General features: G+C 58.5%; 22 protein-coding genes and 4 tRNA genes. 14 read left to right on the top strand and 12 right to left on the bottom strand.

The features are described from left to right. Nucleotides 1-525: 525 nt before the first annotated feature. Complete coding sequence (locus ACEG18_RS06040) at nucleotides 526-1,926, bottom strand: PTS transporter subunit EIIC (protein ID WP_117646058.1); 1,401 nt, start codon at nucleotides 1,924-1,926, stop codon at nucleotides 526-528. A 9-nt stretch (nucleotides 1,927-1,935) separates the two neighbouring features. Continuing rightward, nucleotides 1,936-3,354, bottom strand: a complete 1,419-nt coding sequence (locus tag ACEG18_RS06035) for a glycoside hydrolase family 1 protein (protein WP_372541734.1) — start codon at nucleotides 3,352-3,354, stop codon at nucleotides 1,936-1,938. A 151-nt stretch (nucleotides 3,355-3,505) separates the two neighbouring features. Between ACEG18_RS06035 and ACEG18_RS06030 the strand changes: the two genes are divergently transcribed. From ACEG18_RS06030 to rplA, 11 genes are all read left to right on the top strand, one after another. Next, nucleotides 3,506-4,339, top strand: a complete 834-nt coding sequence (locus ACEG18_RS06030; protein WP_372541732.1) for a MurR/RpiR family transcriptional regulator — start codon at nucleotides 3,506-3,508, stop codon at nucleotides 4,337-4,339. 431 nt (nucleotides 4,340-4,770) lie between these two features. Beyond that, nucleotides 4,771-4,852: transfer RNA gene (locus ACEG18_RS06025), tRNA-Tyr, on the top strand. 10 nt (nucleotides 4,853-4,862) lie between these two features. Beyond that, a tRNA-Thr gene (locus ACEG18_RS06020) sits at nucleotides 4,863-4,938 on the top strand. Nucleotides 4,939-4,941: 3 nt separating this feature from the next. Continuing rightward, nucleotides 4,942-5,018, top strand: a tRNA-Met gene (locus ACEG18_RS06015). Between the two features lie 96 nt (nucleotides 5,019-5,114). After that, a complete protein-coding gene (gene tuf / locus ACEG18_RS06010) occupies nucleotides 5,115-6,305 on the top strand; it encodes an elongation factor Tu (protein WP_035137538.1) in 1,191 nt (396 codons plus the stop codon). A gap of 279 nt (nucleotides 6,306-6,584) precedes the next feature. After that, nucleotides 6,585-6,734, top strand: coding sequence for a 50S ribosomal protein L33 (gene rpmG, locus ACEG18_RS06005; RefSeq protein ID WP_022093895.1), 150 nt, complete (start codon nucleotides 6,585-6,587; stop codon nucleotides 6,732-6,734). 13 nt (nucleotides 6,735-6,747) lie between these two features. Continuing rightward, nucleotides 6,748-6,823: transfer RNA gene (locus ACEG18_RS06000), tRNA-Trp, on the top strand. 76 nt (nucleotides 6,824-6,899) lie between these two features. Further along, a complete protein-coding gene (gene secE, locus ACEG18_RS05995) occupies nucleotides 6,900-7,238 on the top strand; it encodes a preprotein translocase subunit SecE (RefSeq protein ID WP_372541730.1) in 339 nt (112 codons plus the stop codon). Between the two features lie 3 nt (nucleotides 7,239-7,241). Continuing rightward, entirely contained in the window at nucleotides 7,242-7,778 is a 537-nt protein-coding gene (gene nusG / locus ACEG18_RS05990) for a transcription termination/antitermination protein NusG (protein WP_099432095.1), read from the top strand. A gap of 120 nt (nucleotides 7,779-7,898) precedes the next feature. Further along, the gene (gene rplK / locus ACEG18_RS05985; RefSeq protein ID WP_152067404.1) at nucleotides 7,899-8,327 is read left to right on the top strand and encodes a 50S ribosomal protein L11; all 429 of its coding nucleotides are present in this window, start codon (nucleotides 7,899-7,901) and stop codon (nucleotides 8,325-8,327) included. Nucleotides 8,328-8,444: 117 nt separating this feature from the next. Further along, a complete protein-coding gene (gene rplA / locus ACEG18_RS05980) occupies nucleotides 8,445-9,152 on the top strand; it encodes a 50S ribosomal protein L1 (RefSeq protein ID WP_022093892.1) in 708 nt (235 codons plus the stop codon). A gap of 127 nt (nucleotides 9,153-9,279) precedes the next feature. Here the strand turns inward: rplA and ACEG18_RS05975 are convergent, their stop codons facing one another. From ACEG18_RS05975 to ACEG18_RS05930, 10 genes are all read right to left on the bottom strand, one after another. Then, nucleotides 9,280-9,990, bottom strand: a complete 711-nt coding sequence (locus ACEG18_RS05975; RefSeq protein WP_006234987.1) for a metallophosphoesterase family protein — start codon at nucleotides 9,988-9,990, stop codon at nucleotides 9,280-9,282. After that, nucleotides 9,987-11,903 (bottom strand): BMP family ABC transporter substrate-binding protein, encoded by a 1,917-nt coding sequence (locus tag ACEG18_RS05970; protein ID WP_372541727.1) that lies wholly within the window; start codon nucleotides 11,901-11,903, stop codon nucleotides 9,987-9,989. Before ACEG18_RS05970 ends, ACEG18_RS05975 begins: the two co-directional genes overlap by 4 nt. 93 nt (nucleotides 11,904-11,996) lie before the next feature. Continuing rightward, a complete protein-coding gene (locus ACEG18_RS05965) occupies nucleotides 11,997-12,764 on the bottom strand; it encodes a mechanosensitive ion channel family protein (RefSeq protein ID WP_372541725.1) in 768 nt (255 codons plus the stop codon). 128 nt (nucleotides 12,765-12,892) lie between these two features. Continuing rightward, a complete protein-coding gene (locus ACEG18_RS05960) occupies nucleotides 12,893-14,923 on the bottom strand; it encodes a bifunctional metallophosphatase/5'-nucleotidase (RefSeq protein WP_372541723.1) in 2,031 nt (676 codons plus the stop codon). A 72-nt stretch (nucleotides 14,924-14,995) separates the two neighbouring features. Then, nucleotides 14,996-15,790, bottom strand: coding sequence for an ABC transporter ATP-binding protein (locus tag ACEG18_RS05955; protein ID WP_089572513.1), 795 nt, complete (start codon nucleotides 15,788-15,790; stop codon nucleotides 14,996-14,998). Next, nucleotides 15,783-16,706, bottom strand: a complete 924-nt coding sequence (locus ACEG18_RS05950; protein ID WP_099432089.1) for an ABC transporter permease — start codon at nucleotides 16,704-16,706, stop codon at nucleotides 15,783-15,785. Before ACEG18_RS05950 ends, ACEG18_RS05955 begins: the two co-directional genes overlap by 8 nt. Nucleotides 16,707-16,910: 204 nt before the next feature. Beyond that, nucleotides 16,911-17,891, bottom strand: coding sequence for an ABC transporter substrate-binding protein (locus ACEG18_RS05945; protein WP_372541721.1), 981 nt, complete (start codon nucleotides 17,889-17,891; stop codon nucleotides 16,911-16,913). Between the two features lie 160 nt (nucleotides 17,892-18,051). Next, a complete protein-coding gene (locus ACEG18_RS05940; protein WP_372541719.1) occupies nucleotides 18,052-18,837 on the bottom strand; it encodes a hypothetical protein in 786 nt (261 codons plus the stop codon). A gap of 249 nt (nucleotides 18,838-19,086) precedes the next feature. Further along, nucleotides 19,087-20,490, bottom strand: a complete 1,404-nt coding sequence (gene asnS / locus ACEG18_RS05935; protein ID WP_117563868.1) for an asparagine--tRNA ligase — start codon at nucleotides 20,488-20,490, stop codon at nucleotides 19,087-19,089. 181 nt (nucleotides 20,491-20,671) lie between these two features. Next, nucleotides 20,672-21,235, bottom strand: coding sequence for a PTS sugar transporter subunit IIA (locus tag ACEG18_RS05930; RefSeq protein ID WP_118266321.1), 564 nt, complete (start codon nucleotides 21,233-21,235; stop codon nucleotides 20,672-20,674). A 244-nt stretch (nucleotides 21,236-21,479) separates the two neighbouring features. Here ACEG18_RS05930 and ACEG18_RS05925 point away from each other — a divergent pair, with 244 nt between their 5' ends. The 3 genes from ACEG18_RS05925 to ACEG18_RS05915 all read left to right on the top strand — a co-directional run bounded on the left by ACEG18_RS05925 (nucleotide 21,480) and on the right by ACEG18_RS05915 (nucleotide 26,472). Beyond that, nucleotides 21,480-22,382 carry an alpha/beta hydrolase gene (locus ACEG18_RS05925; protein ID WP_372541717.1) on the top strand — a complete coding sequence of 301 codons (903 nt, stop codon included), beginning with the start codon at nucleotides 21,480-21,482 and terminating at the stop codon, nucleotides 22,380-22,382. Nucleotides 22,383-22,793: 411 nt separating this feature from the next. After that, complete coding sequence (feoB, locus tag ACEG18_RS05920; RefSeq protein ID WP_372541716.1) at nucleotides 22,794-25,154, top strand: ferrous iron transport protein B; 2,361 nt, start codon at nucleotides 22,794-22,796, stop codon at nucleotides 25,152-25,154. Between the two features lie 121 nt (nucleotides 25,155-25,275). Continuing rightward, nucleotides 25,276-26,472, top strand: coding sequence for an MFS transporter (locus ACEG18_RS05915; protein ID WP_349075949.1), 1,197 nt, complete (start codon nucleotides 25,276-25,278; stop codon nucleotides 26,470-26,472). Nucleotides 26,473-26,518: the final 46 nt, after the last annotated feature.

The following is a 26,518-nucleotide window of genomic DNA, read 5'->3' as shown; positions in this document are numbered from 1 at the left end:
CGGGCTCTGTTCCTTATGGGACAGGGCCCGTTTCTATTTATGTCGGTAAGTCGGCGGGTTTGGCGCCCATCCCGTTTTTGGTTTGTCTCGTCCTCTAGTTTGTCTAAATCTGTAACACCAAGACCGATATTCGGCATCTAACTGTTACAGATTGAGATGAAATTTAGGGTGTTTTAGGAATATCTCAATCTGTAACATGTAGAAGCGGAATAGGCTTCTTGCTGTTACAGATCGAGACAAGGGCGGGTGCGGACCTGGATGTCCTGCTCGAGCGTGGATTTCTGGACACGCGAGCGAAGAAAATCTCCCGACCGGAGAACGAGCGTGGATAATTAACTTGAATAGGGAGCTAAGGTAAACACCGATTGTCTATCGACGACTTTAGAAACAACGACCCCGATTTCATTGTGGAATCGGGGTCGTTTGTGCCTCAGGAATCCGAATGGATTAATCGAGCTCCTAAGGAACTTCTTGGGTTCTTGCTAATGATCTGCCGAGGATGTCCCCAATGCAAACAGCGGGCATCTACTCAATATAGCTGGGGTTCTTCTTGATGATCACGCGTGCAGCGATGAAGGAGACGACGATGGCGATGATGGCGACAACGCATGCCAGCACGAAGTTGCCCATGGACCCATCGGGAGCGATAAAGATGAGTGCCGAAAGAAGGCCGGGGCATGCTCCCGCAACATACTCTTTCAGAACAAAGATGCCTGCAGGGAGTCCAGCGCAGAGCGCGCCGATTGCCGTGCCGACAAGCAGGCGGGGACGCTCGATGAGGCAACCGTAGAACGCGGGCTCGGTTACGCCACAGAGTGCGGTGACGGCAACCGTGGTGACCATACCCCTCTTCTCTTTGTTTCCCTTCATGGCAGTTGCCAGGGCGAGGCTCGTGCCGCCAATGCAGAGGTTCGAGATGAATCCAAAGATAATGGGTGCCCAACCGAGCTGCGCCAGGCTCGTAACTTCGATTGCGATGTAAGCCTTATCGAGACCGAGCATGACGAAATAGGGGTTAAGGGCTGCCAGGATCGGAGTGGCGATAAATGCCACGTTGTCCATAAGCCACGTGACGGCATCGCTCAGCGCGTAGCCCATCATGCTGCCGGCGGGGCCAAGGATAATCAGCTCGACGGGCACGACGATGATCATGGTGAGCAGCGGCTTCAAGAACAGTTTGGTAACGTCGGGAATGATCTTCTGAAGGCCGCGGTCGACAAAGTACATGAATACAACGCCCAGTACGATGGGCACTACCGTACTCGAATAGTCGTTCGTCGGGATGGGAATACCAAGAAAGTCGAGACCCTCGGCACCGCTAATGGACGAGCTGATCATGATCGCGCCCAGCAATGCGCCCATGATGGGCTGCATCTTCATGACGGCTGCGAGCTGATAACCAAGATAAACGGGCAAGAAGCTAAACGAAGCGCTAAAGATCGCCAACAGGACCTGGGCGGTTCCGCTATCGGTGCTCAATCCGCAATAATTGACCAGGAGATTCTTGATCGAAAGAATGAGTCCGCCAACGATGAGCGCCGGGACGATGGGCATGAATACCTGTGCAGAGACGTTCCCGAATTTCTCAATCAAGCCCATGGCGGTGTTACCGCTTTTAATGCCTTCTGCAAGGTCTTTGGCGGTTTGGGCATCATCGGCAACCGTGCCACCGCCGACTTCGATTCCCGCGAAGTCGAGGAAGTCGTTGTAAGCCTCGGTGACGTTGGGGCCGATGATCACCTGAAGCTGGCCACCGCTGACTACTGCCCCGAGCGCCTGATCGGCCGATTTGGCGAGCTGGAGATCGATGATCGAGGTGTCTCGTGCGTCGATGCGAAGGCGCGTCGCACAATGAGTTACCGATGTAATGTTCTCTTTGCCGCCAACAGCCTTTAGGACTGTTTCGGACATTGCCTGATATTTCATCTCTTTCTCCTAACCTTCCTGCTCCTGATACTTCGAGATAAGGTCTCGGTACCAATACCAGCTCTTTTTGGGGGTGCGCTCCAGATTGTTCTCGAAGTCGATATGGACAAGTCCGTATCGTTTTTCGTAGCCGTTGATCCAGCTATACAGATCCATCGTCGACCAGAGGTAGTAGCCCTCAACGCGCGCGCCGTCGCGCTTAGCCCTCATCATGTGCTCGATGAACTGGCCCAGAAGCTCGATGCGGTCATCATCGTGGATCATTCCGTCTGCGTCTGGTTGCTCATAGGCGCCATGTCCGTTTTCCGTAATAAAGATGCGGGGCGCGTCATAGCGCTCGTGGACATCCATGATGGTTGAATACATGCAACCTGGGAGTATTTCGCGGCCCCATTTATTGCGGGGAACATTGCTGTCGCGGGCGCTTTCAAACAAGGGCGCAATGCATTTTCCTTCGACCTTTCTGCTCGAACCGCCCTTATTGTTCGCCGAAACGGCAAGCTCTCCACCGTGCCAGTCGGTTACATACTCTCGGCAATACACGTTGAGTCCAATAAAATCGACTTTACCGTCTCTGAATTCTTCTACGTCATTTGGGGATCGATAGAGCGAGACGCCAAGTTTTTCAAGGATTTCGTCCATTTCTGGCGGCAGTTGACCCTGAAGCGCTGGTGCCAGAATCATGCGATTGGCGAAAAAGTCTGCGTATCGAAATACGTCATCAGGGTGCTCGGTTGCCGGGTCGAGTTCGACAACGCCGCCATCGTGGACGGCGCCGATGATGCCGTCGTAGCCCATTTGACGATATGTTCGGACTGCGAGTGCGCTTGCGCGCATCAGGTTGTACTGAAACTGCATGTACGACTGAACGTCGAGTGATCGATTGGGGGGATAGTTGCCCAACATGTTTACGCAGTAGCTGTAGAAATGCGGCTCGTTAACGGTAGCCCAGATTTTGACGCGGTCTCCAAAGCGCTCAAAGCAAATCTTGGCGTATTTGCAGAACCACTCTGCCATGTCGTTGTTCAGCCATCCGCCTTTGCAAGCAAGCGTGAATGGCAGATCGTAATGGAACAGCGTAACGTTGGGCTCTATGCCATTTTCGAGGCAGCAATCAATGACCCGATTATAAAAATCGATACCCTCTTCATTCACTTCGCCGATACCCGTGGGGATGATTCGACTCCATGAAAGAGAGAAGCGATAGGTGTTTTGTCCGCCTTCTTTCATCATGCGGATATCTTCTTCATAGCGATGGTAGAAGTCGCAAGATACATCACCGTCAACATGGTTGATGTTCTTATTGCTTGTGTGGCTAAAGAAATCCCACTCGCCAAGGCCTTTGCCGTCTTCGTTCCAGGCACCCTCGCACTGATAAGACGCCGTAGCGGAACCCCAGAGAAACGGCATGTTGTTCACGTTGCCCATGAATCCCCTTTCCATCATTCAACACGGTGGATACGTGTGGCGGAATTACGATTAAGATGACGTCAACTGATTTGAATCATAGGAGAACGACCAAAGCTGTTTGATTCAATAAATGAACCATGATTTCGAGGAGAGCGGAAAGAGGGATCACGTGAATATCAATGACTTCGATGTGCTCAATCGCATTAGCTCCATCATCAACAGCGAGTTTGGGTCAAACGATGCCGCCATCGCTCGATATCTCATCGCTCACATTAGGCGTTCGAGCGAAATCAATGTTGCCGCAATAACCCGCGATGCATTCGTGACCCGTTCCGCTGTTCGTCGTTTCTGCAATCGATTGGGCTACCAGTCTCTTAGCGATTTGAAAGAATCATTTACTCAATCAGTCTTTCCAAGCGACTTAAGCCATCGAGAGGAGGAATTTGGCTACGAGGAGTACAGGGCAGAGCTCGACGTTCGCATGATCGAGATGTTCGCTGAGGTTGAAAGCGGCGTGTCCGATATCGCTATTAAGCACCTTGCCGACGAAATTGATGGTCATAAAAACGTTGAAATCTGGTGCACCAATAATGTGAGCACCAATCTCGTACGATTTCAGCAGGAAATGTTTTATGCGGGCAAGATAGTTCGCATAGTTGCTGGGGCTAACGTCGCGGAATTGAAAAACATGGGAGACGCTTCGCAGTCATTGATAATTCTCGTATCGGTCTCCGGGCTATTTGCGTCACAGGCGCGTGAGTATCTTGATTGCCGTTCGGGCAGGAAGATTCTAATTACTGCGTTTAGCAACGATGACAAATCGAGGTCTTTTGACCGTGTATATCGTCTTGGTAATGCGGGAAACGGAATTGACCGACTCGGCGTTTATTCGAAATATGCCATGACTTATTTCTTCGACTTGCTATCGTCGTGTTACTTGAGTCGCTACCCCTGCACCAAGGGTGAGCCGCTCTATGGGTCTACTTTGGCCTGGCCCGAGTAGTTGCGGCTCTATAGTTCTCCCGCCTGGAGAATGAGCGTGGATAATTTGCCACTTTGGCCTTAGAGCCGCGCTAAGAGCGGGAGATTATCCACGCTCGATTTCAAACGGGAGATTATCCACGCTCGATCGATCCGGGTAAGCCCGATCTCGACCTATATATAGGTGCAAATGAGTCGTTATCGAAGTAATATTCTGCAGGCTTACTCCACTACGCCAAAGTGTTCCCTTGGGAAATGTCACCGCTACATACAAATCCACCATCCTTCATATCCAAACCCAACAAAATCGCAGGTCAAAAGCATATAGATACGCCCGGCACCGTGTATTTAGAGGTTTTCGTTGACAGCCCCCAAGGTGGCATCGTATTATCTTCTTCGTTCGCGGGGGCGGCGGTCCAAAAGACCAAAGAACCTGCGGATACTTGAACGATTGGGAGTTTGCCCGAGTGGTTAATGGGGACGGGCTGTAAACCCGTTGGCTCTGCCTACATAGGTTCGAATCCTATAGCTCCCACCCGTCAAGTGCCTGTATAGCTCAGTCGGTAGAGCACTTCGTTGGTAACGAAGAGGTCACCAGTTCAAGTCTGGTTGCAGGCTCCATCCGGCGGTGTAGCTCAGTTGGTTAGAGCACACGGTTCATACCCGTGGCGTCACTGGTTCGAATCCAGTCACCGCTACCATAGGTAACACGGTGGCTTCTCAATAGTATGTTGAGAGGCCACTATGGTATAAAGGCAAAGTCCCGTCCGGGGACGACCTGTTAAGAGGAGGGCTTTATGGCCAAAGAGAAGTTTGAGCGCACTAAGCCGCATGTTAACATCGGCACCATTGGTCACGTCGACCACGGCAAGACCACGCTGACCGCCGCCATCACCAAGGTTCTCTCCGAGACCGAGGGCTGCAAGGCTGACTTCACTGCGTTCGAGAACATCGACAAGGCTCCCGAGGAGCGCGAGCGCGGCATTACGATCTCCGTCTCCCACGTCGAGTACGAGACTGCTGCCCGTCACTACGCTCACGTTGACTGCCCGGGCCACGCTGACTACGTCAAGAACATGATCTCCGGTGCTGCTCAGATGGACGGCGCTATCCTGGTCATCGCCGCTACCGACGGCCCCATGGCTCAGACCCGCGAGCACATCCTGCTCGCCCGTCAGGTCGGTGTTCCCTACATCGTCGTCTTCCTGAACAAGTGCGACATGGTCGACGATGACGAGCTCATCGACCTCGTCGAGATGGAGACCCGTGAGCTCCTCTCCGAGTACGATTTCCCCGGCGACGACATCCCCGTCATCCGTGGTTCCGCTCTGGGCGCTCTCGAGGGCGACGCCAAGTGGATGGACGCTATCCGCGAGCTCATGAAGGCCGTCGACGAGTACATCCCGACGCCTGCTCGTAACAACGACCTCCCCTTCCTGATGGCCGTTGAGGACGTTATGACCATCTCCGGCCGTGGTACCGTTGCTACCGGCCGTGTCGAGCGCGGTGAGCTCAAGCTCAACGAGCCCGTCGAGATCGTCGGCATCAAGGATACCCAGAACACCGTTGTTACCGGTATCGAGATGTTCCGTAAGTCCATGGACTTCTGCGAGGCTGGCGATAACGTCGGTCTGCTGCTCCGCGGCATTAAGCGCGAGGACATCGAGCGCGGCCAGGTTCTCTGCAAGCCCGGTTCGGTTACCCCGCACACCAAGTTCACCGGCGAGATCTACGTTCTGACCAAGGAGGAGGGCGGCCGTCACACCCCGTTCTTCGATGGTTATCGTCCTCAGTTCTACTTCCGTACCACCGACGTTACCGGTACGGTCAAGCTCCCCGAGGGCACCGAGATGGCTATGCCTGGTGACCACATCACCATCGAGGGCGACCTCATCCACCCGATCGCTATGGAGGAGGGCCTGCGCTTCGCTATCCGCGAGGGTGGCCACACCGTCGGTTCGGGCATCGTCTCCACGATCATTGAGTAAATTAGCTCTTTGATATAGCTGACTTAGAGAACCCGGCACTTATATGGGTGCCGGGTTCTTTTCTGCAATGGATATTGAGCCGTTGCTGGTGTCGAGAGGATCGATAATGGTCCTGGATGCACCGTCGATTAGATCTCGATGGCTTCATTGATGTGTTCCAAATATGAATGGATCCACCGAGAACCAATTGACTCGAGGTTTTCATTGACAGCACTTACGTGGAGCTGATAAAGTAACAACTCGTGCCCGTACGGGGCGGAAATGAAAGGTTCAGGATACATGCGTACTCTAGTTACTCTTGCGTGCACTGAGTGCAAGCGCCGCAACTATACGACCACCAAGAACAAGTCGACCATGCCTGATCGTATGGAGATCAAGAAGTATTGCCCCTGGTGCCGTCACCACACGCTGCACAAAGAGACTCGCTAGTCTCTAGTCATATACGCCAGTAGTTCAATTGGTAGAGCATCGGTCTCCAAAACCGAGTGTTGAGGGTTCGAGTCCTTCCTGGCGTGCCAGTCATTATTCCGTAAGCTCCCATTTGGGGGCTTACGGTTTACTCATGTATAAGCGCATTGCGCGGAGGTAACCCAAATGGCCAACAAGAAGAACAAGAAGAAGGCCCAGCAGCAGGCGCCTGCCAACAACGCTGCCGCCAACTCCAAGGTTGAGGCCAAGAAGGCCGTTGCCAAGAAGAACGATAAGGCTGCGAAGTCCAAGAAGAACGAGAAGCCTGGTTTCTTCGCCCGCACCAAGAAGTATTTCGCTTCGGTCAAGTCCGAGATGAAGCGTGTTACGTGGCCCGACAAGAAGGAACTCGTGAACTACTCGGTTGTCGTTTGCGCTTCTCTGGTCGTCGTCGGTGTCGTCATCGCTCTGCTCGATGCTGGCTTTGGCGAGGCTCTTGCTCTGTTCTCTGGATTGAGGGGCTAAACCATGTCTAAGCGTTGGTACGTCGTTCACACTTACTCTGGATACGAGAACCGCGTTAAGTCCGATCTCGAGCATCGCATCGAGACTATGGGCATGCAGGACCGTATCTTTGATATCGAGATTCCTATGGAGCGTGTCACCGAGATTAAAGAGGGTGGCAAGCGCGAGACCAAGGATTCCAAGATCTTCCCGGGTTATGTCCTGGTCCGCATGGAGATGGATGACGATGCTTGGACGTGTGTTCGTAACACGCCTGGCGTCACCGGTTTCCTGGGTGGCAACGGTAAGCCCGCTCCGCTTTCCCGCGACGAGTACAACAAGATGACTCGTCGTCCCGGTAAGGGCGATTCGCCCAAGCGTACGTCGGTTGATATTGAGGTCGGCACGTCCGTCCGCGTCACCGATGGCCCGCTTACCGACTTTGATGGCAAGGTCTCCGAGGTTAACACCGAGGCTGGCAAGCTCAAGGTCACGCTGATGATCTTTGGCCGCGAGACGCCGGTCGAGCTCGACTTTAACCAGGTCGCTGTCATCGCTTAAGTTTTCGTCCGTTCGCGCGAGCGTGCTTCTTCTGTGACTGCTCATCTCAGGAGTGCTTCTAACACGTGCGTGCTTACGATATAGCAAGTACTTCACACTCGTGATTCGAAAGGAATGACCATGGCTGAGAAGAAGGTTGCCAACGTCATTAAGCTTCAGATTCCTGCTGGTGCAGCTAACCCCGCTCCTCCCGTCGGCCCCGCCCTGGGCGCTGCTGGCGTGAACATCATGCAGTTCTGCCAGGCCTTTAACGCCGAGACGCAGGACAAGAAGGGCGACATCATCCCCGTTGAGATTACTGTCTTCGAGGATAAGTCCTTCTCCTTCATCACCAAGACCCCGCCGGCGGCTCACCTCATCAAGAAGGAGCTGAACCTCAAGTCTGGTTCCGCTAAGCCCCAGGCTGACAAGGTTGGTCAGCTCTCCCAGGAGCAGCTCACCAAGATCGCCGAGATCAAGATGCCGGACCTCAATGCCAACGACATTGACGCCGCCAAGAAGATCATCGCCGGTACCGCCCGTTCCATGGGCGTCACCATCGCTGAGTAGCGATTTCTTTAGGTAACGACGGGTGCTCCGACCGGGGTGCCCGTTGAATGTGTGCAATAGGGCACACGATATGATGTGGGAGGGCTCACGCCCGTTTAACCACAGGAGGTAATGCACATGGCTAAGCATGGTAAGAGCTATAACGCCGCTGCCGAGAAGATCGACCGCGCCACGCTCTACACCCCCCTTCAGGCTGCCAAGCTCATCAAGGAGCTCGACACCGCCAAGTTCGACGAGACCGTCGAGGCCCACTTCCGTCTGGGCATCGATACTCGTAAGGCTGACCAGAACATCCGTGGTTCCATCTCCCTGCCCCACGGCACCGGCAAGACCGTTCGTGTTGCCGTCTTCGCCGAGGGCGAGAAGGCCCGCGAGGCCGAGGCCGCCGGCGCCGACATCATCGGTTCCGACGAGCTCGTCGCCCAGATCCAGAAGGGCGAGATCAACTTCGACGCCGCTATCGCTACGCCGAACATGATGGCCAAGGTTGGCCGCATCGGTAAGATCCTTGGTCCCCGTGGCCTCATGCCGAACCCCAAGCTCGGCACCGTGACCATGGACGTCGCCAAGATGGTCTCCGAGCTCAAGGCTGGCCGCGTTGAGTACCGCGCCGACCGCTACGGCATCTGCCACGTGCCCCTGGGCAAGAAGTCCTTCTCTGAGCAGCAGCTCGTCGAGAACTACGCTGCCCTGTACACCGAGATCCTGCGCGTCAAGCCCTCTTCTGCTAAGGGCAAGTACGTCAAGTCCATCTCCGTGTCTTCCACCATGGGCCCTGGCGTCAAGGTCGATCCCGCTGTCCAGCGCGACTTCCTGGCTGAGTAACTTTTAGTTACTGCCTGAGTACAGCAAGCATTGCTAAAGAAACCCGGTTCTGCCCTGCGCAGGACCGGGTTTCTTGCTATCTCGGGGTAAAACCACCTCAAGGGGGACAGTGTCCCCTTTGAGGTGGTTACCAGGGTGTTCTGGCGGTAGAGGACTCGATGGCATCGTGGCGTTTGAGCTCGCGGCGCATGGTTTGCGAATTGAGCCAGGCTGCCTGCCATCCGCGGATGGGGTAGCGCGTCTGGTCGAGCTCAAACTGCGTATAGCCGCAGGCGTTGATGATCGTCGTTCCACACACATGCTGCCGCTCGCGCTGAAAATCGTAACCGTAGCTTTGGTGTACATGCCCATGCACCATGTAGTCGGCCCCCCAGGACTCAAGCGCTGTGTTAAAGCACTCAAACCCTCGATGCGGCAGATCATCCAGATCACCCATACCGGCGGCGGGTGCATGGGTAAGCAGAATGTCGCACCCGCCGACCATCCTAACCTTACGCGACAGCTTACGCATGCGCTTGGACATCTCGCGTTCGGTGTACATGTTGGCGCCGTCGCGATAACGCATGGACCCGCCAAGGCCCGCAATGCGAATCCCTCGGTACGTGTACACGCTGTCTTCCACGCAGATACATCCGCCCGGTGCATGACGTGCGTAGCGGTCGTCGTGGTTGCCGCGAACGTAGATGAGCGGTTTGTTGATGACGGTGACCAAAAACTCAAGATAGTCCGGGTCCAGATCGCCGGCAGACAGAATCAGGTCGACACCCTCAAAGCGCTCCTTGCGAAAGCACTCCCAAAGGCATCGTTCTTCGGTATCTGCTATGGCAAGGATCTTCATAGGGCGGTAACTCCCGGCTCATCGTCGAGCTGCGGAATGGTGCCTACCACGTTGTCCGCCAGCCAATTCATCTCGACAATCTGCGCGCTCGGCAGTGGGGGAAAGCCCTCGATCTGCACCACGCCGTCTTGGCTATGAATCTCGCCGCCAAATGGATTGATGGAGCCCTCGACGATGCCATTGCGGAGCAGCTGCACCAGTTTGCGCGTCTGATAGGGCAGGCCCGGAGCGTAGCGAATGTCGATGACGCCCGAGCTCATGCCATACCAGTAGTTGACGGCGCGAATCTGGCTGTCGTCACTGGTCTCATCCCAGGTGCCATGCAGCAGGCTTCGCACGATAAGCTCGTAGTATCGGCCCCAGTTCCAGACCGGCATGGCGATGCCGACGACCTTGCCATCGACCAGGCGGTGGAGTCCGTAGGCCGTAGGGTCTACGAGCGACTTTGACATGTCAGCGCCGGTCATGACGCTCACGCCTTCGCGGCACATGGCCTCGGCAAGGCCTCCGGCGGGCACATCGCCCCAGGTCAGGATAATTTGCGCGCGGGGGTCGAGCAGCGAGGCGCCGATGGCAAAGGCGTTGATCTCGCTAAGCGCGCCCGAGGCGAAGACCGACGCGTGGTAACCGATGCGGTGGTTATCTGCCATGCTGGCGGCAAGGGCGCCCAAGAGAAATTTGGCCTCGTACATCTTGCCAAAGTACGAACGGACGCTTTGGTGGGGAAGGCCGATAGAGCAGTTAAGGAACCGCACCTGGGGATACTCAACGGCAGCTCTGAGCGTGTATTCCATCAGGCGGTGCGAGGTCGAGAAGATGACGTTAGCTCCATGTTTGACAGCCGTTTCCACGGCGGCGTAGAACACGTCCGGATTGTGACAGTCCTCGAACGCCTCGGTGCGCACGATACCGCCAAAGTGCTCATCGAGATACTGACGCCCTTGGTCGTGCAGGCTGTCCCAGCTCGATGTCGCACAGGGGAACTCATGGATAAAGGCGATGCGCAGGGGGTTGGCCGCCGAGTAGACGGTCTTGCCCATAAAGAAGCTGAGCACGCCGGAGGTGGACTTGGCGGGCGCCTCTTCCTCATCGACGCTCGGTGCTTCGACAAGATCGACCTTGTCCTCGTCATTTTTGCCGGCAATGACCAGCTCGCGCCAGATCTTGCACAGGCGGTTTACGACGATATCCGTCGGCGTATCCAGCAGGCGGTCCTGGTTGTACACATTGAGGTAGACGAGCATAGCGTCGGCGGGCGTAATGTCCAGATGGTCGCCGCCGGCGCGCAGGTAGGCGCGCTTAAAGAGCAGGAAGGTGTGGCGCAGGTAGTCGACCTTATTCTGCGGCCATTTTTCGATAAGGTTCTGACCGAGCATCTTGGCGAGCGTTTCGTAGCTTCCCTCACGCGAGAACTCGATCTCGTATAGGGGGCAGACGCGCCAAAACGCGCAGAACTCGCCATAGAGGCGGCTTTCGACGGAATCCCATTTTCCGGGGTAGAGGCGGGTGACCTTGGCCGAAACCGTCGGGGCGTCCAGGAATTTGAGGACGCTGACGCGCTTGTTGCCCTCTTGGACGTAGAACCGATGCATGAACTCGGTGACGATGATGGGGTCGCGATAGCCCTCGGTCACCTGGATGTCGTAGAGGTTGGACCACTTGCGGGCGAACTCGGTGCTAAATGGCAACAGGGGCATAAAGTTGCACGAAAAGGCAGACTGACGGCCCTTGGTAACCGTGCCGACGACCATTTCGAGCGGAATATCCCGCAGGCCGACATTCTCTCGCTGACCTAAGGGGAGCTGAGCAACCAAACTGTCGAGGTCCGTGAGGTACGGGTGCTCGCTTTGGCTGATGGCGCGACGGCGTCCCTGCTCGCCGCGCTTGCGTGCTTGACGATAGGCCTCTTCCATGGTGTCTACTCCCTTAGTCGTTTAAACAACGATATGAACCATGGTACCACGATGCGAAACCACCACAAAGGTGCCTGTCCCCTTTGTGGTGGTTTAGGCGATGATGGGGGCGATGGCACGAATGCAGGCGTCGGCTGCCGTAAAAGTGGTGCTATCGTCGCTGACGATAAAGATGATTTTGCCTTTAATGCCAAAGTCGCCGATCTCGCTAAAGAGCACGTACGGCTCCTTGTCAAAGCCAGAGATGGGCGAGACGGCCGTTTTGGTTGCGCTCGTGAGCTCGTCTGCCAGCGCGTCAAGGGAAGCCCACTTAGACGTGTCCTTTACGGCAACGGGCACGGCCACGCGCCCAAAGGGCATCAGATGCACGAGCGTGTTCTTGGAGATGTTGGAGTTGGGCACAATGATGGTCTGCCCGCAGGCGTCCTCGATGGTCGTGTGACGCCAGGTGATATCTTGGACCACGCCCGACACGCCGCCGACCTCGATATTGTCGCCGGGTTTGATAATGCCCATAAAGGTCACCTGCATACCGCCGATAAGGTTCGACAGCGTGTCCTGAAAGCCGAGCGAGATGGCGATGCCGCCGACGCCAAGAGCGGCGACGAGGGCGTTTGCGTTGATGCCAAAACAGTTGTCGAGGATAAAGCTGCCGCCGATCATCCAGATGACGGCGCGCGCGATGTTGATGAAGATGCTCGATGCTGGGAGCGGGTTATCGTCGCGGTTAAGCAGGTGGTGCAGGGTCTTGGACGCGACTTTGGCGGCAACGGCGGTGCCGATGGCCAAGATACCGGCCCAGATGATGTTGTGGACCCATCGTTGTGCAAAGAAATGAAGAATTGGCTCAAACAATTCCATGTAGGGAAACCTCCTCATGATCATCCAACCATGATACCCACCAAGAAGCCCGTCCGATCAAATTCGGACGGGCTTCTGTGCTCGATATAAGGTTTACGCGGCGGGGCTGCAAGGACCGGCGGTGTAACTTAGCGTCGACGCTTCCAGATAATGCCGAGAATGATGGTGACGATGCCGCCGATGAGGCATGCGCCGATCACGGCCAGCGTGCGGTCTCCCGTTGCGGCGAGCTTGCCGGTCGTCTTCTTGGTGATGACCTTCGTGGTCGTCGCGTCCGTCTTAGGCGAGGGCTCAGGCGTCGGGGCCGGTGTGGGCGTGGGGTCCACGGCAGCGGAGCCAAAGCTGATGGTGCCCGCGAGCGAGGCCATCTTGTTCTCCCAGCCGTTCTGCCCGATCAGCGCCCTAAGCGCTGACTCGCAGGTACCCCACTCGGTGTGCTTGGTGGCGTTTGCGAAGGTGGGGAAGTCAGTCGTGTTGGTGATGATGTAGTTGTTAGTGGCGACGGTATAGTCCTTGGCGGGATCAAGTGCCGTGCCGTCCTTGGTGAGTGTGGCGCTCACGATGCGCTTGCCTTCGGGCTGCGTCCAGTCGATCGTTACGTTAATGCCACCGAAGGAAAGGACGCTACCGGAATCGTTGCGCCACTTGTACTTGTCTTGCGCCTCCTGCTCGGTGTGACCGGCCGCCACATAAGCCTGCTGAAGCTCGTAGCTGTGATTGCACTCGTCGCTGATCTGCAGCGAGTGCTCGAGCGCTGCCAGGAAGTCCTCACCGGTCATGGTCCAGGTCTCCACGGTGTTGCCGTAGGGCGAGATAGCGATGACGTTGCCGGCGGTCACATCGCCCGCAGCGATGCCGCCGCGGATGCCGCCCGCGTTCTCGATGGCAAGGTCCGCGCCCGTCAGGTCAAGATAGGAGCCGCAGATCACATGTCCGATGGTCTGGGCCTTGGTGGTGTCGCCTTCCTTGCTGGGGCGGAAATCGGTGGTGCGCACCATCTCCCAGCCGTGCGTGCCAGATGCGTTCTCGCCGTAGAAATAATTGGTAGAGCTCGTGCCGAGCACCTCGCTCGATGCGGCGCTAAAGGCATCGTCGAGCGGCTTGATCTTGTTGTCGTGGACCTCATCAAGGATGCTCTGATAGGTGGAGCCCTTGTTGGGGTCGGTCAAAAGAACGTTTACGTCCTTGGCGGTATAGAGCTTCTCGTCGCTTTTGCCTGCGTATACCGCCACCGTGTCATCGTCGGTGCTTTCGGTGCCCTTGGTGTCGTACTCGTAGGGGACGGAAAGCAGCCCCACCTCGGCAAAGGCACTGCCCGCCTCGACAACGTGGATTGTCTTGCCGTCGGCTCCCGTCACTTTCTCGTTAAGGTTGATGTGCTCGTGGCCTGCGATAAGGGCATCGACGCCACGGAGCCGCGTGGCAAAGGTCTTGGCGTCGAGCGTGTGCGCGATACACACAACAACATCGCAGCCCTCCTTGCGCAGCTGCTCTGCCTCGGCATTGATGGCGTCCGCGGCACTCGAGAAGCTGGTACCCGCGACCAGGTCCGCGCGCAGCGAGGAGCCAAGCGACTCATCCATGGCTCCTACAACGCCGACCTTGATCTGGTAGGCGAACGTTGAGTGACTTTCACTGTCCTCCCAGGTGCGGTTGAGCGTCTTCGTGATGCTCGAGCTCCATACGCCGTTCGAGGACGTTGCATTCGCGCAAAGCATGGCGAAGGGCGTGCTGGTGGTGCTGGAGCCGGTCATGGTGCGAAGCTTGTCCGCGCCATAGCTCCAGTCGTGGTTGCCTGGCGTGGTCGCGTCGTAGCCGTCGGCGTAGAAGGTGTCCATGAGCTCGGCGATGCTCTTGCCCTCGCTCATGGTGGCGAAGGACTGTCCGTGGAAGGTGTCGCCCGCATCGAGCAAAAGATCGGGGGCGTTGCCCTGGGCGCTATAGAGAACCGCCAGTCCGTCAAAGCCGACGGTGCCGGTGCCCTTGCTTTCGTTGTAGCTGTACTTGTAGCTGCCGTGGATGTCGTTGGTGTGCATGACGGTCACGGTGCCGTCAATAGCGGCAGGCAGGTTCCCCGCGAAAGCGAGGCTGGGTGCGCCAGTGAGCACGCCGGCAAGCAGCGCGGCGGTTAACGCAAGGCGGGGGACGAATCTTCTCATGGCAGTCTCCTTAGTCCTTAACAAAAACCACCACAAAGGTGCCTGTCCCCTTTGTGGTGGTTTTCTAAGTCGTTAGCTTAGTAGCATGCGGTCGTTGGCGAGCTCGCCGCCCGAGACCTCCTCGAACTTCTGCAGCAGGTCGGCTACAGTGAGCGACTTCTTCTCGTCGCCGGCCACGTCGTAGATCACGTGGCCCTCGTGCATCATGATCAGACGGTTACCCAGACGGATGGCGTCGTTCATGTTGTGCGTGACCATGAGCGTGGTCAGGCGGTTCTCGTCGACGATCTCCTCGGTCAGGTTGAGCACCTTAGAGGCCGTCTTGGGGTCGAGGGCCGCCGTGTGCTCGTCGAGCAGCAGCAGGCGCGGCTTGGTGAGCGTGGCCATCAGCAGGGTGAGTGCCTGGCGCTGGCCGCCCGAGAGCAGGCCGACCTTGGCGTTGAGGCGCGTGTCCAGACCAAGGTCCAGACGCTTGAGCAGTTCAACGTACTCGTCCTTCTCGGCCTTGGTGACGCCCCATGAAAGGCCGCGACGCTGGCCGCGGCGCTTGGCGAGGGCCAGGTTCTCGGCAATTTGCATGTCGGCTGCGGTGCCGCGCATGGGATCCTGGAACACACGGCCTAGGTACTTGGCGCGCTGCGACTCGCTCAGACGCGAGATGTCGGTGCCGTCGAGCTCAATAACACCCGAATCGAGTGGATACACGCCGGCGATCATATTGAGCAGCGTGGACTTGCCGGCGCCGTTGCCGCCAATCACGGTTACAAAGTCGCCATCGTTGAGGGTGAGGTCGACGCCGGTGAGCGCGCGCTTCTCGGTGACGGTGCCCTTGTTAAAGGTCTTCTTGACGTGCGAGAGCTTAAGCATCTGCCTCATCTCCCTTCGTGTAGGAGCTGCGGAGCTTATAGCGCTCCCAAACCACGGGCACGCACAGGGCCACGGCGACGATCACGGCGGAGAGTAGCTTCATGTCGTTGGCGTCCATGCCCAGCTGCAGCACGATGGCGCGGATAAGGAAGTACACCACGGAGCCAAAGACGGCGGAAGCAAGACGGACGCTAAACTGCGTGAGGCCGCCGGGCAGCAGGCGACCGAGCACCTCGCCGATGACGATGGCGGCAAGACCGATAACGATGGCGCCGGTGCCCATGCCAATGTCGGCGTACTTCTGGCTCTGGCAGATGAGCGCACCCGAAAGGCCAATGAGGGCGTTGGAGAGCACGAGGGCGATCATTTTGGTGGTGTTGGTGTTAACGCCCAGGGCGCGGATCATGTACTCGTTGTTGCCGGTGGCACGCAGCGCCGAGCCGATCTCGGTGCCAAAGAACCAGTACAGGATGGCGACGATGGCCACGGCCAGCACAATGCCTAGGATAATGGCAACAGTGGACTGCGGCAGGCCCGTCATGTTGCTGACGGATGAGAAGATAGTGCCCTTGGCAAGGATGGGCGTGTTGGACTTGCCCATGATGCGCAGGTTGATGGACCACAGACTGATCTGCGTAAGGATTCCGGCGAGGATTGCGGGAATCTCAAAGACGGTGGTCAAGATGCCCGTGACGGCGCCCGCGATGGCGCCGGCGCACATGCCGGCCAGCACGGCGAGCAAGGGGTCGACGTTATTGTTGACGATGAGCACGGCGCAGACACAGCCACCGAGGGCAAAGCTGCCGTCGCAGGTCATATCGGGGATGTCGAGCAGGCGGAACGTGATAAACACGCCAAGCACCATGATGCCCCAGAGGACGCCCTGCGAAACGGCGCCCTGCAATGCAATGAGCATGCTTCATACCTCCTAGGATAGGGTGGACACGTGATTTTCCATAATAGCGGTACCAATGCATAAAAGAGCGGCGGACAGACGTTTTGTTTTACCTGAAACAAGCAGGGCGAACGCCGGCCTTTAGCGTTCGCCCCAATGACTCAGATATTGAATAACGCGGCTGTGGCGCGCGTGCGGGCCCTAGACGCGTTACCGCGCATGGCGCTACTCGTCCAGAGCGGAAAGGTCGATGCCTAGGGCCTCGGCCATCTCGTCGTTCTTGACGACGACCAGGTCCTTGCTCGAGAGGTGCTTGATCGGCATATCCTCGGGCTTGGCCTCGCCCTTCAGGATCTTAACGGCCATCTCGCCTGCAGCGTAGCCCAGATCCTCGTAGTTGATGGAGAGGGTGAACAGGCCGCCGGCCTTGCACATGCCCTCCTCGCCAGTCACGAAGGGGAGCTTGTTCTCCTTGCAGATCTGGCCGACCTGCGAAGCACCCGCGGCGATGGTGTTGTCAGTGGGGGAGTAGAGTGCGTCGACCTTGCCCACGGCGGACTCGACGACGGACTGAATCTCGTTGGAGCTCGAGACGGTGAAGTCGGTGTACTCCAGGCCAAGCTTGTCGAGTTCCTTCTTGGCGGCCTTGATTTGGACGTCGGAGTTGGACTCGGCGGTGCAGTAGAGCAGGCCGACCTTCTTAACGTCGGGCAGGACCTTCTGCATCATCTCGAGCTGCTCGGCGACCGGGGTGAGGTCGGAGGCGCCGGTGACGTTGGTGCCGGGCTTGTCGTTGTCCTGGACCAGGCCGGAAGCGGCGTAGTCGGTGATGGCGCAGCCAACGATGGGGATATCAGCGGTGGCGCCGGCGGCAGCCTGCGCGGCGGGCGTAGCGATGGCATAGATCAGGTCGACGCCATCGCCCACGAACTTGTCGGCGATGGACTTACACGTGGACTGGTCGTTCTGGGCGTTCTTCTGGTCGATCTTGACCTTAAGGCCGCTCTCCTTGATGGCCTTGACGAAGCCGTCGTTGGCGGCATCGAGTGCGGAGTGCTCGGTGAGTTGCAGAACGCCGATGGCGTAGTCGGAACCGGCGGCAGCGGAGCCGGAACCAGAGTTGCCGCCGCATCCGGCGAGCGGGGCGAGCGCGAGCAGACCGGCGGAGACCAGAAGGCTCCTGCGGCTGATGGTGATGTCCTTCATATCATTACCCCCAGTATAAAAATGGCTGGAAACACTGCACTGGGACAAAGTGCAAGTGGAACTATAGTAGCGCTGATGTCCATTTTTACAACAGCCTGGCGGGTTTTTTAATACAGAATCGGATGGGCGGTACGGGTAGTCGAATGGGCGGCGGAGGGTCTTATGCGGCGGAGGAGGCATCGTCCTCGTCCAGGGCGGCGAAGAGCTTCTTGCCGTCGAGGAGACGTGTGGTGACGTTTCTCATTCGGCCGATCTCTACGGTACGCAACGTGTCATCGGCGCCTCGCGCGTCATAGACCGTTCCCAGCAAATACGAGATGCCGTCTCGTTGCTTGATGGCAAAGGGCCGGAGTGTCATCCGTGCCACTTCGACCTCTCCGCGTGCCGTGACACTCGAAATATCAAAACTCACCGTGGTTCCGTGGTCGATGGCCTGCTCGATGAGCTCGCAGGCATCGATGCGCTTGACAGGCGTGTGCGTGGTCTTGGTGGATTTGCCGCCCACGCTTGGAGCGGGTTCGGGTGCATCGAGGTAGCCGCGAACGTCGGCGCTCGCCATGGCGACCAAGTGCTGCGCCATGCTTTTTCGAATGGCGATGGGCGTAGAGCGGTTGCGCATGACCATGCCGTGGAGTCGGATGATCTCTTCGTCGGTGAGCGGACGGGTCAAGAGCCGATACCCCACGCCGCGCTTGTATTCAATTTCGTATCCGGCATGGCGAAGTGCGGAGATGGCGGTGTAGATGCTGCGCCGCGCCGCCGAGATGGGCATGCGGGCGGGGTCGTCGGGATGGGCGAGACGCCGGATCAACTCATCGGAAAGCATGGCCTTGTCCTCGCCGGTGTTTTCGCTTAATAGTTGCAGGATGCGAACGGCGCGATAGGCTGCCATCGAGGCGGCGCCTCTCGTCGTGGTCTCGTAAGTTTCAACAGCGGTTTCGGTCATGGCGTCCACGTCCTTTCCGTTTTGGGTGGCGACGGTATGGAGCCTAGGGCGCGGGGCTTTCCCAGGGGTGCAGGACACTCCGGGCGGTCGGTAGTCGTCGGCAAGCGGCGGGTCGAGTTTTCAACAGCCCTGCTCAACTGACCAAAATCTTGCCAAAAGCTTGACGGATACTGTTGAAAAAAGCGCCCCTCGGCTTGCCGAGAGGCGCTGGCGTGATGCGCTGGAACGCGTTCGGTGGCGCTGTGGCGATTAGAAGTCGGCGTTGCCCACGGTGCGCGGGTGCGGCAGGACGTCGCGGATGTTGCCCACGCCGGTCAGATACATGACCAAGCGCTCGAAGCCCAAGCCGTAGCCGGCGTGCTTGCAGGAACCGTAGCGGCGCAGGTCAAGGTAGTACTTGTACTGCTCGGGATTCATGCCCAGGTCCTTGATGCGGGCCTCGAGCAGATCCAGGCGCTCCTCGCGCTGGGAGCCGCCGATAATCTCGCCGATACCCGGCACCAGGCAGTCGGCGGCGGCGACGGTCTTGCCGTCCTCGTTCATGCGCATGTAGAACGCCTTGATCTCGGCCGGGTAGTCGGTTACGAAGGTCGGTCGCTTAAAGTGCTCCTCGGTCAGGAAACGCTCGTGCTCGGTCTGCAGGTCGATGCCCCAGCTGACGGGGTAATCAAACTGGTGGCCAGCAGCGACTGCCTGCTCCAGGATTTCGACAGCCTCGGTGTAGGTAACGCGGGCAAAGTCGGAGTTTGCCACATGGTCCAGGCGCTCGATCAGGCCCTTGTCCACAAACTTGTTGAGCATATTGAGCTCGTCGGGGCAGGTGGCCATAACGTCCTTAAGGACGTACTTGAGCATGGCCTCGGCGTTATCCATGTAGTCGTTCAGGTCAGCAAAGGCCATCTCGGGCTCGATCATCCAAAACTCGGCGGCGTGGCGCGTGGTGTTGGAGTTTTCGGCGCGGAAGGTGGGGCCAAAGGTGTACACGTCGCCAAAGGCCATGGCAAAGTTCTCGGCATTGAGCTGGCCGGACACGGTAAGGCTCGCGTGCTTGCCAAAGAAGTCCTGGCTCCAGTCGACCTCGCCGGACTCGGTGAGGGGCGGGTTTTTGGGGTCAAGCGTGGTCACGCGGAACATCTCGCCGGCACCCTCGCAGTCACTCGTGGTGATGATGGGGGTGTTGACGTAGACAAAGCCTTGCTCCTGGAAGAAGCGGTGGATGGCGGCAGCCGCGACAGAGCGGATGCGGAACACGGCGCGGAACAGGTTAGTGCGCGGGCGCAGGTGCTGCTGGGTGCGCAGGAACTCGACGGTTGCGCGCTTCTTCTGCAGCGGGTAATCCGGGGCGCTGACGCCCTCGACCTCGATGGAGGTGGCAGAAAGCTCGAAAGGTTGGGGCGCATCGGGGGTCAGCTTGACGGTGCCGGTGCAAATGAGTGCGGCCGAGACGTTTTGATGGGCGATCTCGTCGTAGTTGTCGAGTGCCTCGCGGTTCATGACGACCTGCAGGTCGCGGAAGCAGCTGCCGTCGTTGAGCGTAACGAAGCCAAAGTTCTTCATGTCGCGGATGGACTTGACCCAGCCGGCGACGGTGACGGTCTGGCCGCCGAGCGACTCGGCATCGGCATAGAGCTGCGCGATTTTGGTGCGGTTCACGTATCCTCCCATAACGGTTGAATGATAGTTATCCATACAGTTCGATATTCTAGCAGCTCGGCTCATTTGGGCTATACAGATAAGGCATTGGCGGGATGGTTTTTCAAACGAAAAGTGCCCGCGGCCAAATGGTCGCGGGCGCTTGACGAGGTGCCTTTTGGTTGTGTGGCGCGGGGCCTGGCTACTTGGTCTTGGCAACCAGCAGCGGGTCGCCAAGCTTGACGAGCGGGTTGCCGCCGATAAGCGTTCCAGACTCGCCGACATGGTCGATGCTCTTAAGACGATCGAGCTCGGAGACGATGACGGTCACGATGTCCTCGTGGCCGGCGGCCTTGATGGCCTCGCGATCGAAGCTGATGAGCGGCTGGCCGGCCTTGACCACATCGCCCATCTCGACAAAGCGGGCAAAACCCTTGCCGTTCATTTCCACGGTGCCCAGGCCAACATGGATGAATACGCGCAGACCGTCCTCGGTAATCATGCCGATGGAGTGGTTGGTGACAGTGGTGGCGCCGATGCGGCCGTTGGCGGGCGCATAGATGGTGCCGGTAATGGGCTCGATGCCATAGCCCTGGCCAAGCATGCCCGAGGCGATCGTCTCGTCGGGAACCTCGTCCAGGCTGACGAGCACGCCGTTGACGGGGGCATAGATGACGCCTTCGCGGGTGGCGAAGCTTGCTGCGGGCGGAACGGACGCCTCGCCGGTCGAGGTGAAGGTGGACTTAAGCGAATCGAGCAGACCCATAGTTGCCTCCAACTTAAATAGGCGCATATCGCGCGTTTGGTTTGCCGGAAACGTTTCATATCTGTTTCGCGGCTTGGTCAACACCCCCTATTCTACGCTGCTCAGCGATACCTCTGAGCTGGGATTATGTGATATATCAGTTGAAGGGAAACTTATTGCTGGCGTGTTTCTGCGTCACGGGTTCAAGTGGGGTACGCTTGAAGGCGAAAAACAATGGCGCTTAATTTGCGCGAAGGGAGCACATATGATTGTCGAGAACCATGCGCTGTGGGGCGAGGAGCCGACCGAGGAATATCCGGCGACGTTTACGTATTTGGGTGCCGAACCGCTGCCCGATAAACCGAATGGTCGCCGCCCTGCCGTGATTATCTGCGGCGGAGGTGCGTTTACGCATATCGCTCCGCATGAGCAGGATCCCGTGGCGTTTGCGTTTTTGGATCACGGTTACCAGGCCTTTGTGCTCAACTATGTCACAAGTTCTACGGGTGACGTGAGCTTTCCGCACCCCCAGGCAGATCTTGCCAAGATGGTCGCCACGGTGCGTGCGAATGCCGACGAGTGGCATGTCGATCCCAAGCGCGTGTGCGTCGTAGGCTTTTCTGCTGGCGGCATGATTTGCGCCTCGCTGGCAACGCAGTGGAAGACCGGCCCCTTCGCGGCACTTGCCGGGGCGCGTCCGGACGACATTCGTCCCGACGCCGTGGTGCTGGGCTATCCGTTGCTCGACCTTGCCTATGTGCGCGATATGCAGACGCGTGACCCGCGCATCGACCTGCGCGTGCCCAAGACGGGTGGCAAGACAGGGCGCGATTTGCTCAACGACTATCTGTCGATGGTGACGGGCGGCGAGGCGACCGATGAGCACCTGACCGACATTTGCCCTACCACGCATGTTTCGCGCCAGATGCCGCCGACCTTTGTGTGGGGCGTGTCCGACGACAAGACAGCGCCGATCGCACAGGTCTATCCGTTTGCGCAGCGCATGGCCGAGGAGGGCGTCGCTTGCGAGATGCACGTCTTTGACCAGGGCGGTCACGGCCTTTCGCTCGGCAACGCCAACACCGCGGTCGACAACGAGGACAAGCAGGTGGCGGTCCGTCCATGGATTCGCTTGGCCTTCCGCTTCCTGGAGCGCCACGGCTTCTAGTTACGCGGTTTTACCAAACCGCGTAACAGCTCGACGCTGCGCCTTTGGTTCCGCCGTTCTAACGAACGGCGGACCGGTCGACGCTGCAAGCCCGCCAGAGCGGCAATCTGACGTTCAGCTTCGGCGGCATGACCAGAAGGTCAATGCCGCCTCGCTTCGCGTCACCTTGCTCGCTCTGGCGGGTTTTCGCTGTCCGCGCCAAAACATCGGCGTTGCCATGGCCCAGATGCGGCACTTGGGGACGTTCCTTTTGTGCCGGTACTTGGGGACGGTCCTTGCACCGATCTGTTGATTGAACGTCGCTGTGTGTTCGCGCTATCATGCATGGTTACAATTGGTTAGCCATGGCAAACGGTTAGCCAAGATAAACAAAATGCAACGCCCAGTGGGCGCCGGGGGAGGAACGCGGACGTGAAGCTCGATACACTCGAGATCGGAAAGGACGCCGTTGTCGCATCGGTGGCATCGGACGATCAGGCACTCCGACAGCATATTTTGGACATGGGTCTAACGCCGGGCACCGAAGTCACCATGATGAAGTACGCCCCCATGGGCGACCCGCTCGAGATCCGCCTGCGTGGCTACGAGCTGACACTGCGCAAGGACGATGCCGCTCGCATCGAGCTCGTGGGTATTCACGACACCGATGCCGGCCCGCGCGTTAACGCCGCAATCGGCACGACGGAGCATCCGGCCCTGGGCGAGGGGACGTATTCGCCCCGTGCGGCAAAGACGGCCGTGCCCGAGGGCGCGCCGCTGCACTTTGCCCTCGCCGGCAACCAAAACTGCGGCAAGACTACGTTGTTCAACCAGCTGACGGGCTCCAACCAGCACGTCGGTAACTTTCCCGGTGTGACGGTCGACCGCAAGGACGGCACTATTCGTAACCACCCCGAGGCGAGCGTTACCGACCTGCCTGGCATCTATTCGCTGTCACCGTACACGGGCGAAGAGATCGTCAGCCGCCAATTCATCTTGGACGAAAACCCCGACGCCATCATCGATATCATCGACGCCACCAACATCGAGCGTAACCTGTACCTGACGCTGCAGCTTATGGAGCTCGACCGCCCCATGGTCATCGCGCTCAACATGATGGACGAGGTGACGGCCAACGGCGGCGCCGTGGACGTCAACCTTCTCGAGAGCCTGTTGGGCGTGCCGGTTGTCCCCATTAGCGCTGCCCGTAACGAGGGTATCGGCGAGCTGGTGGATCACGCCTTGCACGTGGCACGGTTCCGTGAGCGCCCCGGCCGCCTGGACTTCTACGCGCCCGATGGCCCAGACGGCGGCGCGCTGCATCGCTGCATTCACGGCATCGCCAACCTTATCGAGGACCATGCCGCGACGGCGCACATTCCCGTGCGTTTTGCGGCGACCAAGCTGGTTGAGGGCGACGAGCTGGTAACCGAGGCGCTTCACCTGGACCGTAACGAGCTTGACGCCATCGAGCACATCATTACCCAGATGGAAGGCGAGGCCGGCACCGACCGTCTATCTGCGCTGGCCGACATGCGCTTCGGCTTTATCGGCGACGTGTGTGGGCGCTGCGTCGTCAAGCCGCACGAGAGCCGCGAGCACGTGCGTTCCGTCAAGATCGACCGCATCCTGACGGGTCGCTACACGGCCATTCCGGCGTTCCTGGTGATCATGGGTCTCGTCTTTTGGCTGACGTTTGGCGTGATCGGCGCGGCGTTGCAGGGACTTATGGAGGACGGCATCGCTGCCATCATCGCCTCGGCCGATGCGGGCCTCAAGGCGTTCGGCACCAACGACGTGGTGCGCTCGCTGGCTGTCGACGGTGTGCTTACGGGCGTGGGCAGCGTGCTGACCTTCCTGCCGATTATCGTCGTGCTCTTTTTGTTCCTCTCCATTCTGGAAGACTCCGGCTACATGGCGCGCGTGGCCTTTGTCATGGATAAAGTGCTGCGTCGCTTTGGCCTGTCGGGCCGCAGCTTCGTGCCTATGCTCGTCGGTTTTGGCTGCACCGTGCCGGCTATCATGTCGACCCGTACGCTCCCATCCGAGCACGACCGCAAGATGACGGTCATGCTCACGCCGTTCATGAGCTGTTCGGCCAAGTTGCCGGTCTACGGTCTGCTGTGTGGGGCGTTTTTCCCGCAGGCGACGGTTCCCGCCATGGTCTCGCTCTATCTGATTGGCATTGCGGTCGGTTGCATCGCGGCTTTGGTACTCAACCGCACGGCATTTAAGGGCGACCCGGTGCCGTTTATCATGGAGCTTCCCAACTACCGCCTGCCGAGCATCAAGACGACGGTGATGCTGGCATGGGATAAGGCCAAGGACTTCATCACCAAGGCCTTCACCATTATCTTTGCCGCTACGGTGGTCATTTGGTTCCTTCAGACGTTCGACATCCGCTTTAATGTGGTCGCCGATCAGTCGCAGAGTCTGCTTGCCGGTCTGGGCAGCATTATCGCTCCGCTGCTGGCGCCGCTCGGCTTCGGCGACTGGCGCGCCTCGACGGCGCTCGTCACCGGACTTATCGCCAAGGAGAGCGTCATTTCGACCCTCACGGTGCTTTTGGGCGCAACGTCGCCCGCGGTGCTGTCAACCATGTTTTCGCCGTTTACCGCTTACGTGTTCCTGGTCTTTACGCTGCTGTACCCGCCCTGCGTAGCGGCAATCGGCGCCGTTAAGAGCGAGTTGGGCGCGCGCTATGCCGTGGCCGTGTTCGCGTTTCAGGTGACGGTCGCCTGGATCGTGGCGTTTGTCGTGCATTCGGCGGGCATATTGTTGGGGTTGGCTTAGCTATTTATTGACGGCGCAACCCCTGTGTATTGAGTTGATTGCGGTCCCGCATCTGTTGCTGACGGATGCGGGACCGTTGCTATATAATCGCCTCCGCTCAAAATGATTGGAGACGTTATATATGAGTCAGGCAAGACAAGATGGCATCTCACTCAGGCAGTGGCTCCCGCTTATCGGGCTCGCCTGCTGCGCATTCGTGTTCAACACGTCGGAGTTCATGCCCATCGGCCTTCTGACCGATATCGCCGCGTCGTTCTCGCTCACCGAGGCCCAGGCAGGCATCATGATCTCGGTCTACGCCTGGGGCGTCATGTTGCTGTCGTTGCCGCTTATGGTGTTTGCCTCGCGCTTCGAGTTCAAGCGTATGCTGCTGGGCGTGCTCGCCGTGTTCTCGCTCGGGCAGTTTCTGTCGGCCGTGGCGCCTACCTATCCTATTTTGGTTTGCGCGCGTCTGGTGGTCGCCTGCGCGCATGCCGTGTTCTGGTCGGTCGCCTCAATCATGGCCTCGCGCCTGGTTGACAGTCGCCACGGGGCGCTCGCCATTAGCATGATCGCCACGGGCTCGTCCATCGCGCAGATCTTTGGCCTGCCGATCGGCCGCGCCATCGGGCTGGCCGTGGGCTGGCGTATGACGTTTGCCGTGGTCGGAGCTTTTTCTGCCGTCGCGGTCGTCTACCAGGCCGCGGTGTTCCCGGCCATGCCGGTGGGCGAGCGCTTTACCGTTAAGCAGCTGCCCGAGCTGCTCAAGAATCCGTTCCTCATCGCGCTTTATGCGGTCACGGTCTTTATGGCGACCGGCTACTACGCGGGTTACAGCTATATCGAGCCCTTCCTGGCGCAGGTCGCCCATGTCGACGCAAGCGCCATCACCATGACGCTGACGGCGTTTGGCTGCTCCGGTCTGCTCGGAAGCTGGCTGTTCGGCCGACTGTTCGATGGCCATCGCTTTCCGTTCTTGGCTATCACACTCTCCGGCGTGCCTGTGGCTCTGCTGCTCATGGGTCCGGTTGCACCGTCGCTCGTCGCCGTTCTCGCTGTTTGCGCGCTATGGGGCTGCTGCTCCACGGCTTTTAACGTGGCGTTTCAGGCCGAGCTCATCAAGTACACGCCGGCGGATTCGTCGGCCGTCGCCATGTCGATCTTCTCGGGCCTGTTTAACCTCGGCATCGGCACGGGCACCGCGATCGGCGGCGCCGTGGTTTCGGGCCCCGGTATCTCCTGGATTGGCTTCGCGGGCGGGGCGATTACCGTCGTGGGCGTCATCCTCGCCATTACGGTGCTGTTTCCGGCCATACGCCGCGCAAAGCCCGTCGCCTAATCACGTTCCCTCATCAGTTGCGGTGGAATAGAGACTGTTTGCCCGG

The organism is Collinsella aerofaciens (assembly GCF_041537385.1).
Lineage (GTDB): Bacteria > Actinomycetota > Coriobacteriia > Coriobacteriales > Coriobacteriaceae > Collinsella > Collinsella aerofaciens_BV.
The sequence above is the reverse complement of the archived record's forward strand: the minus strand, read 5'-3'. Positions and strand labels throughout refer to the sequence as shown.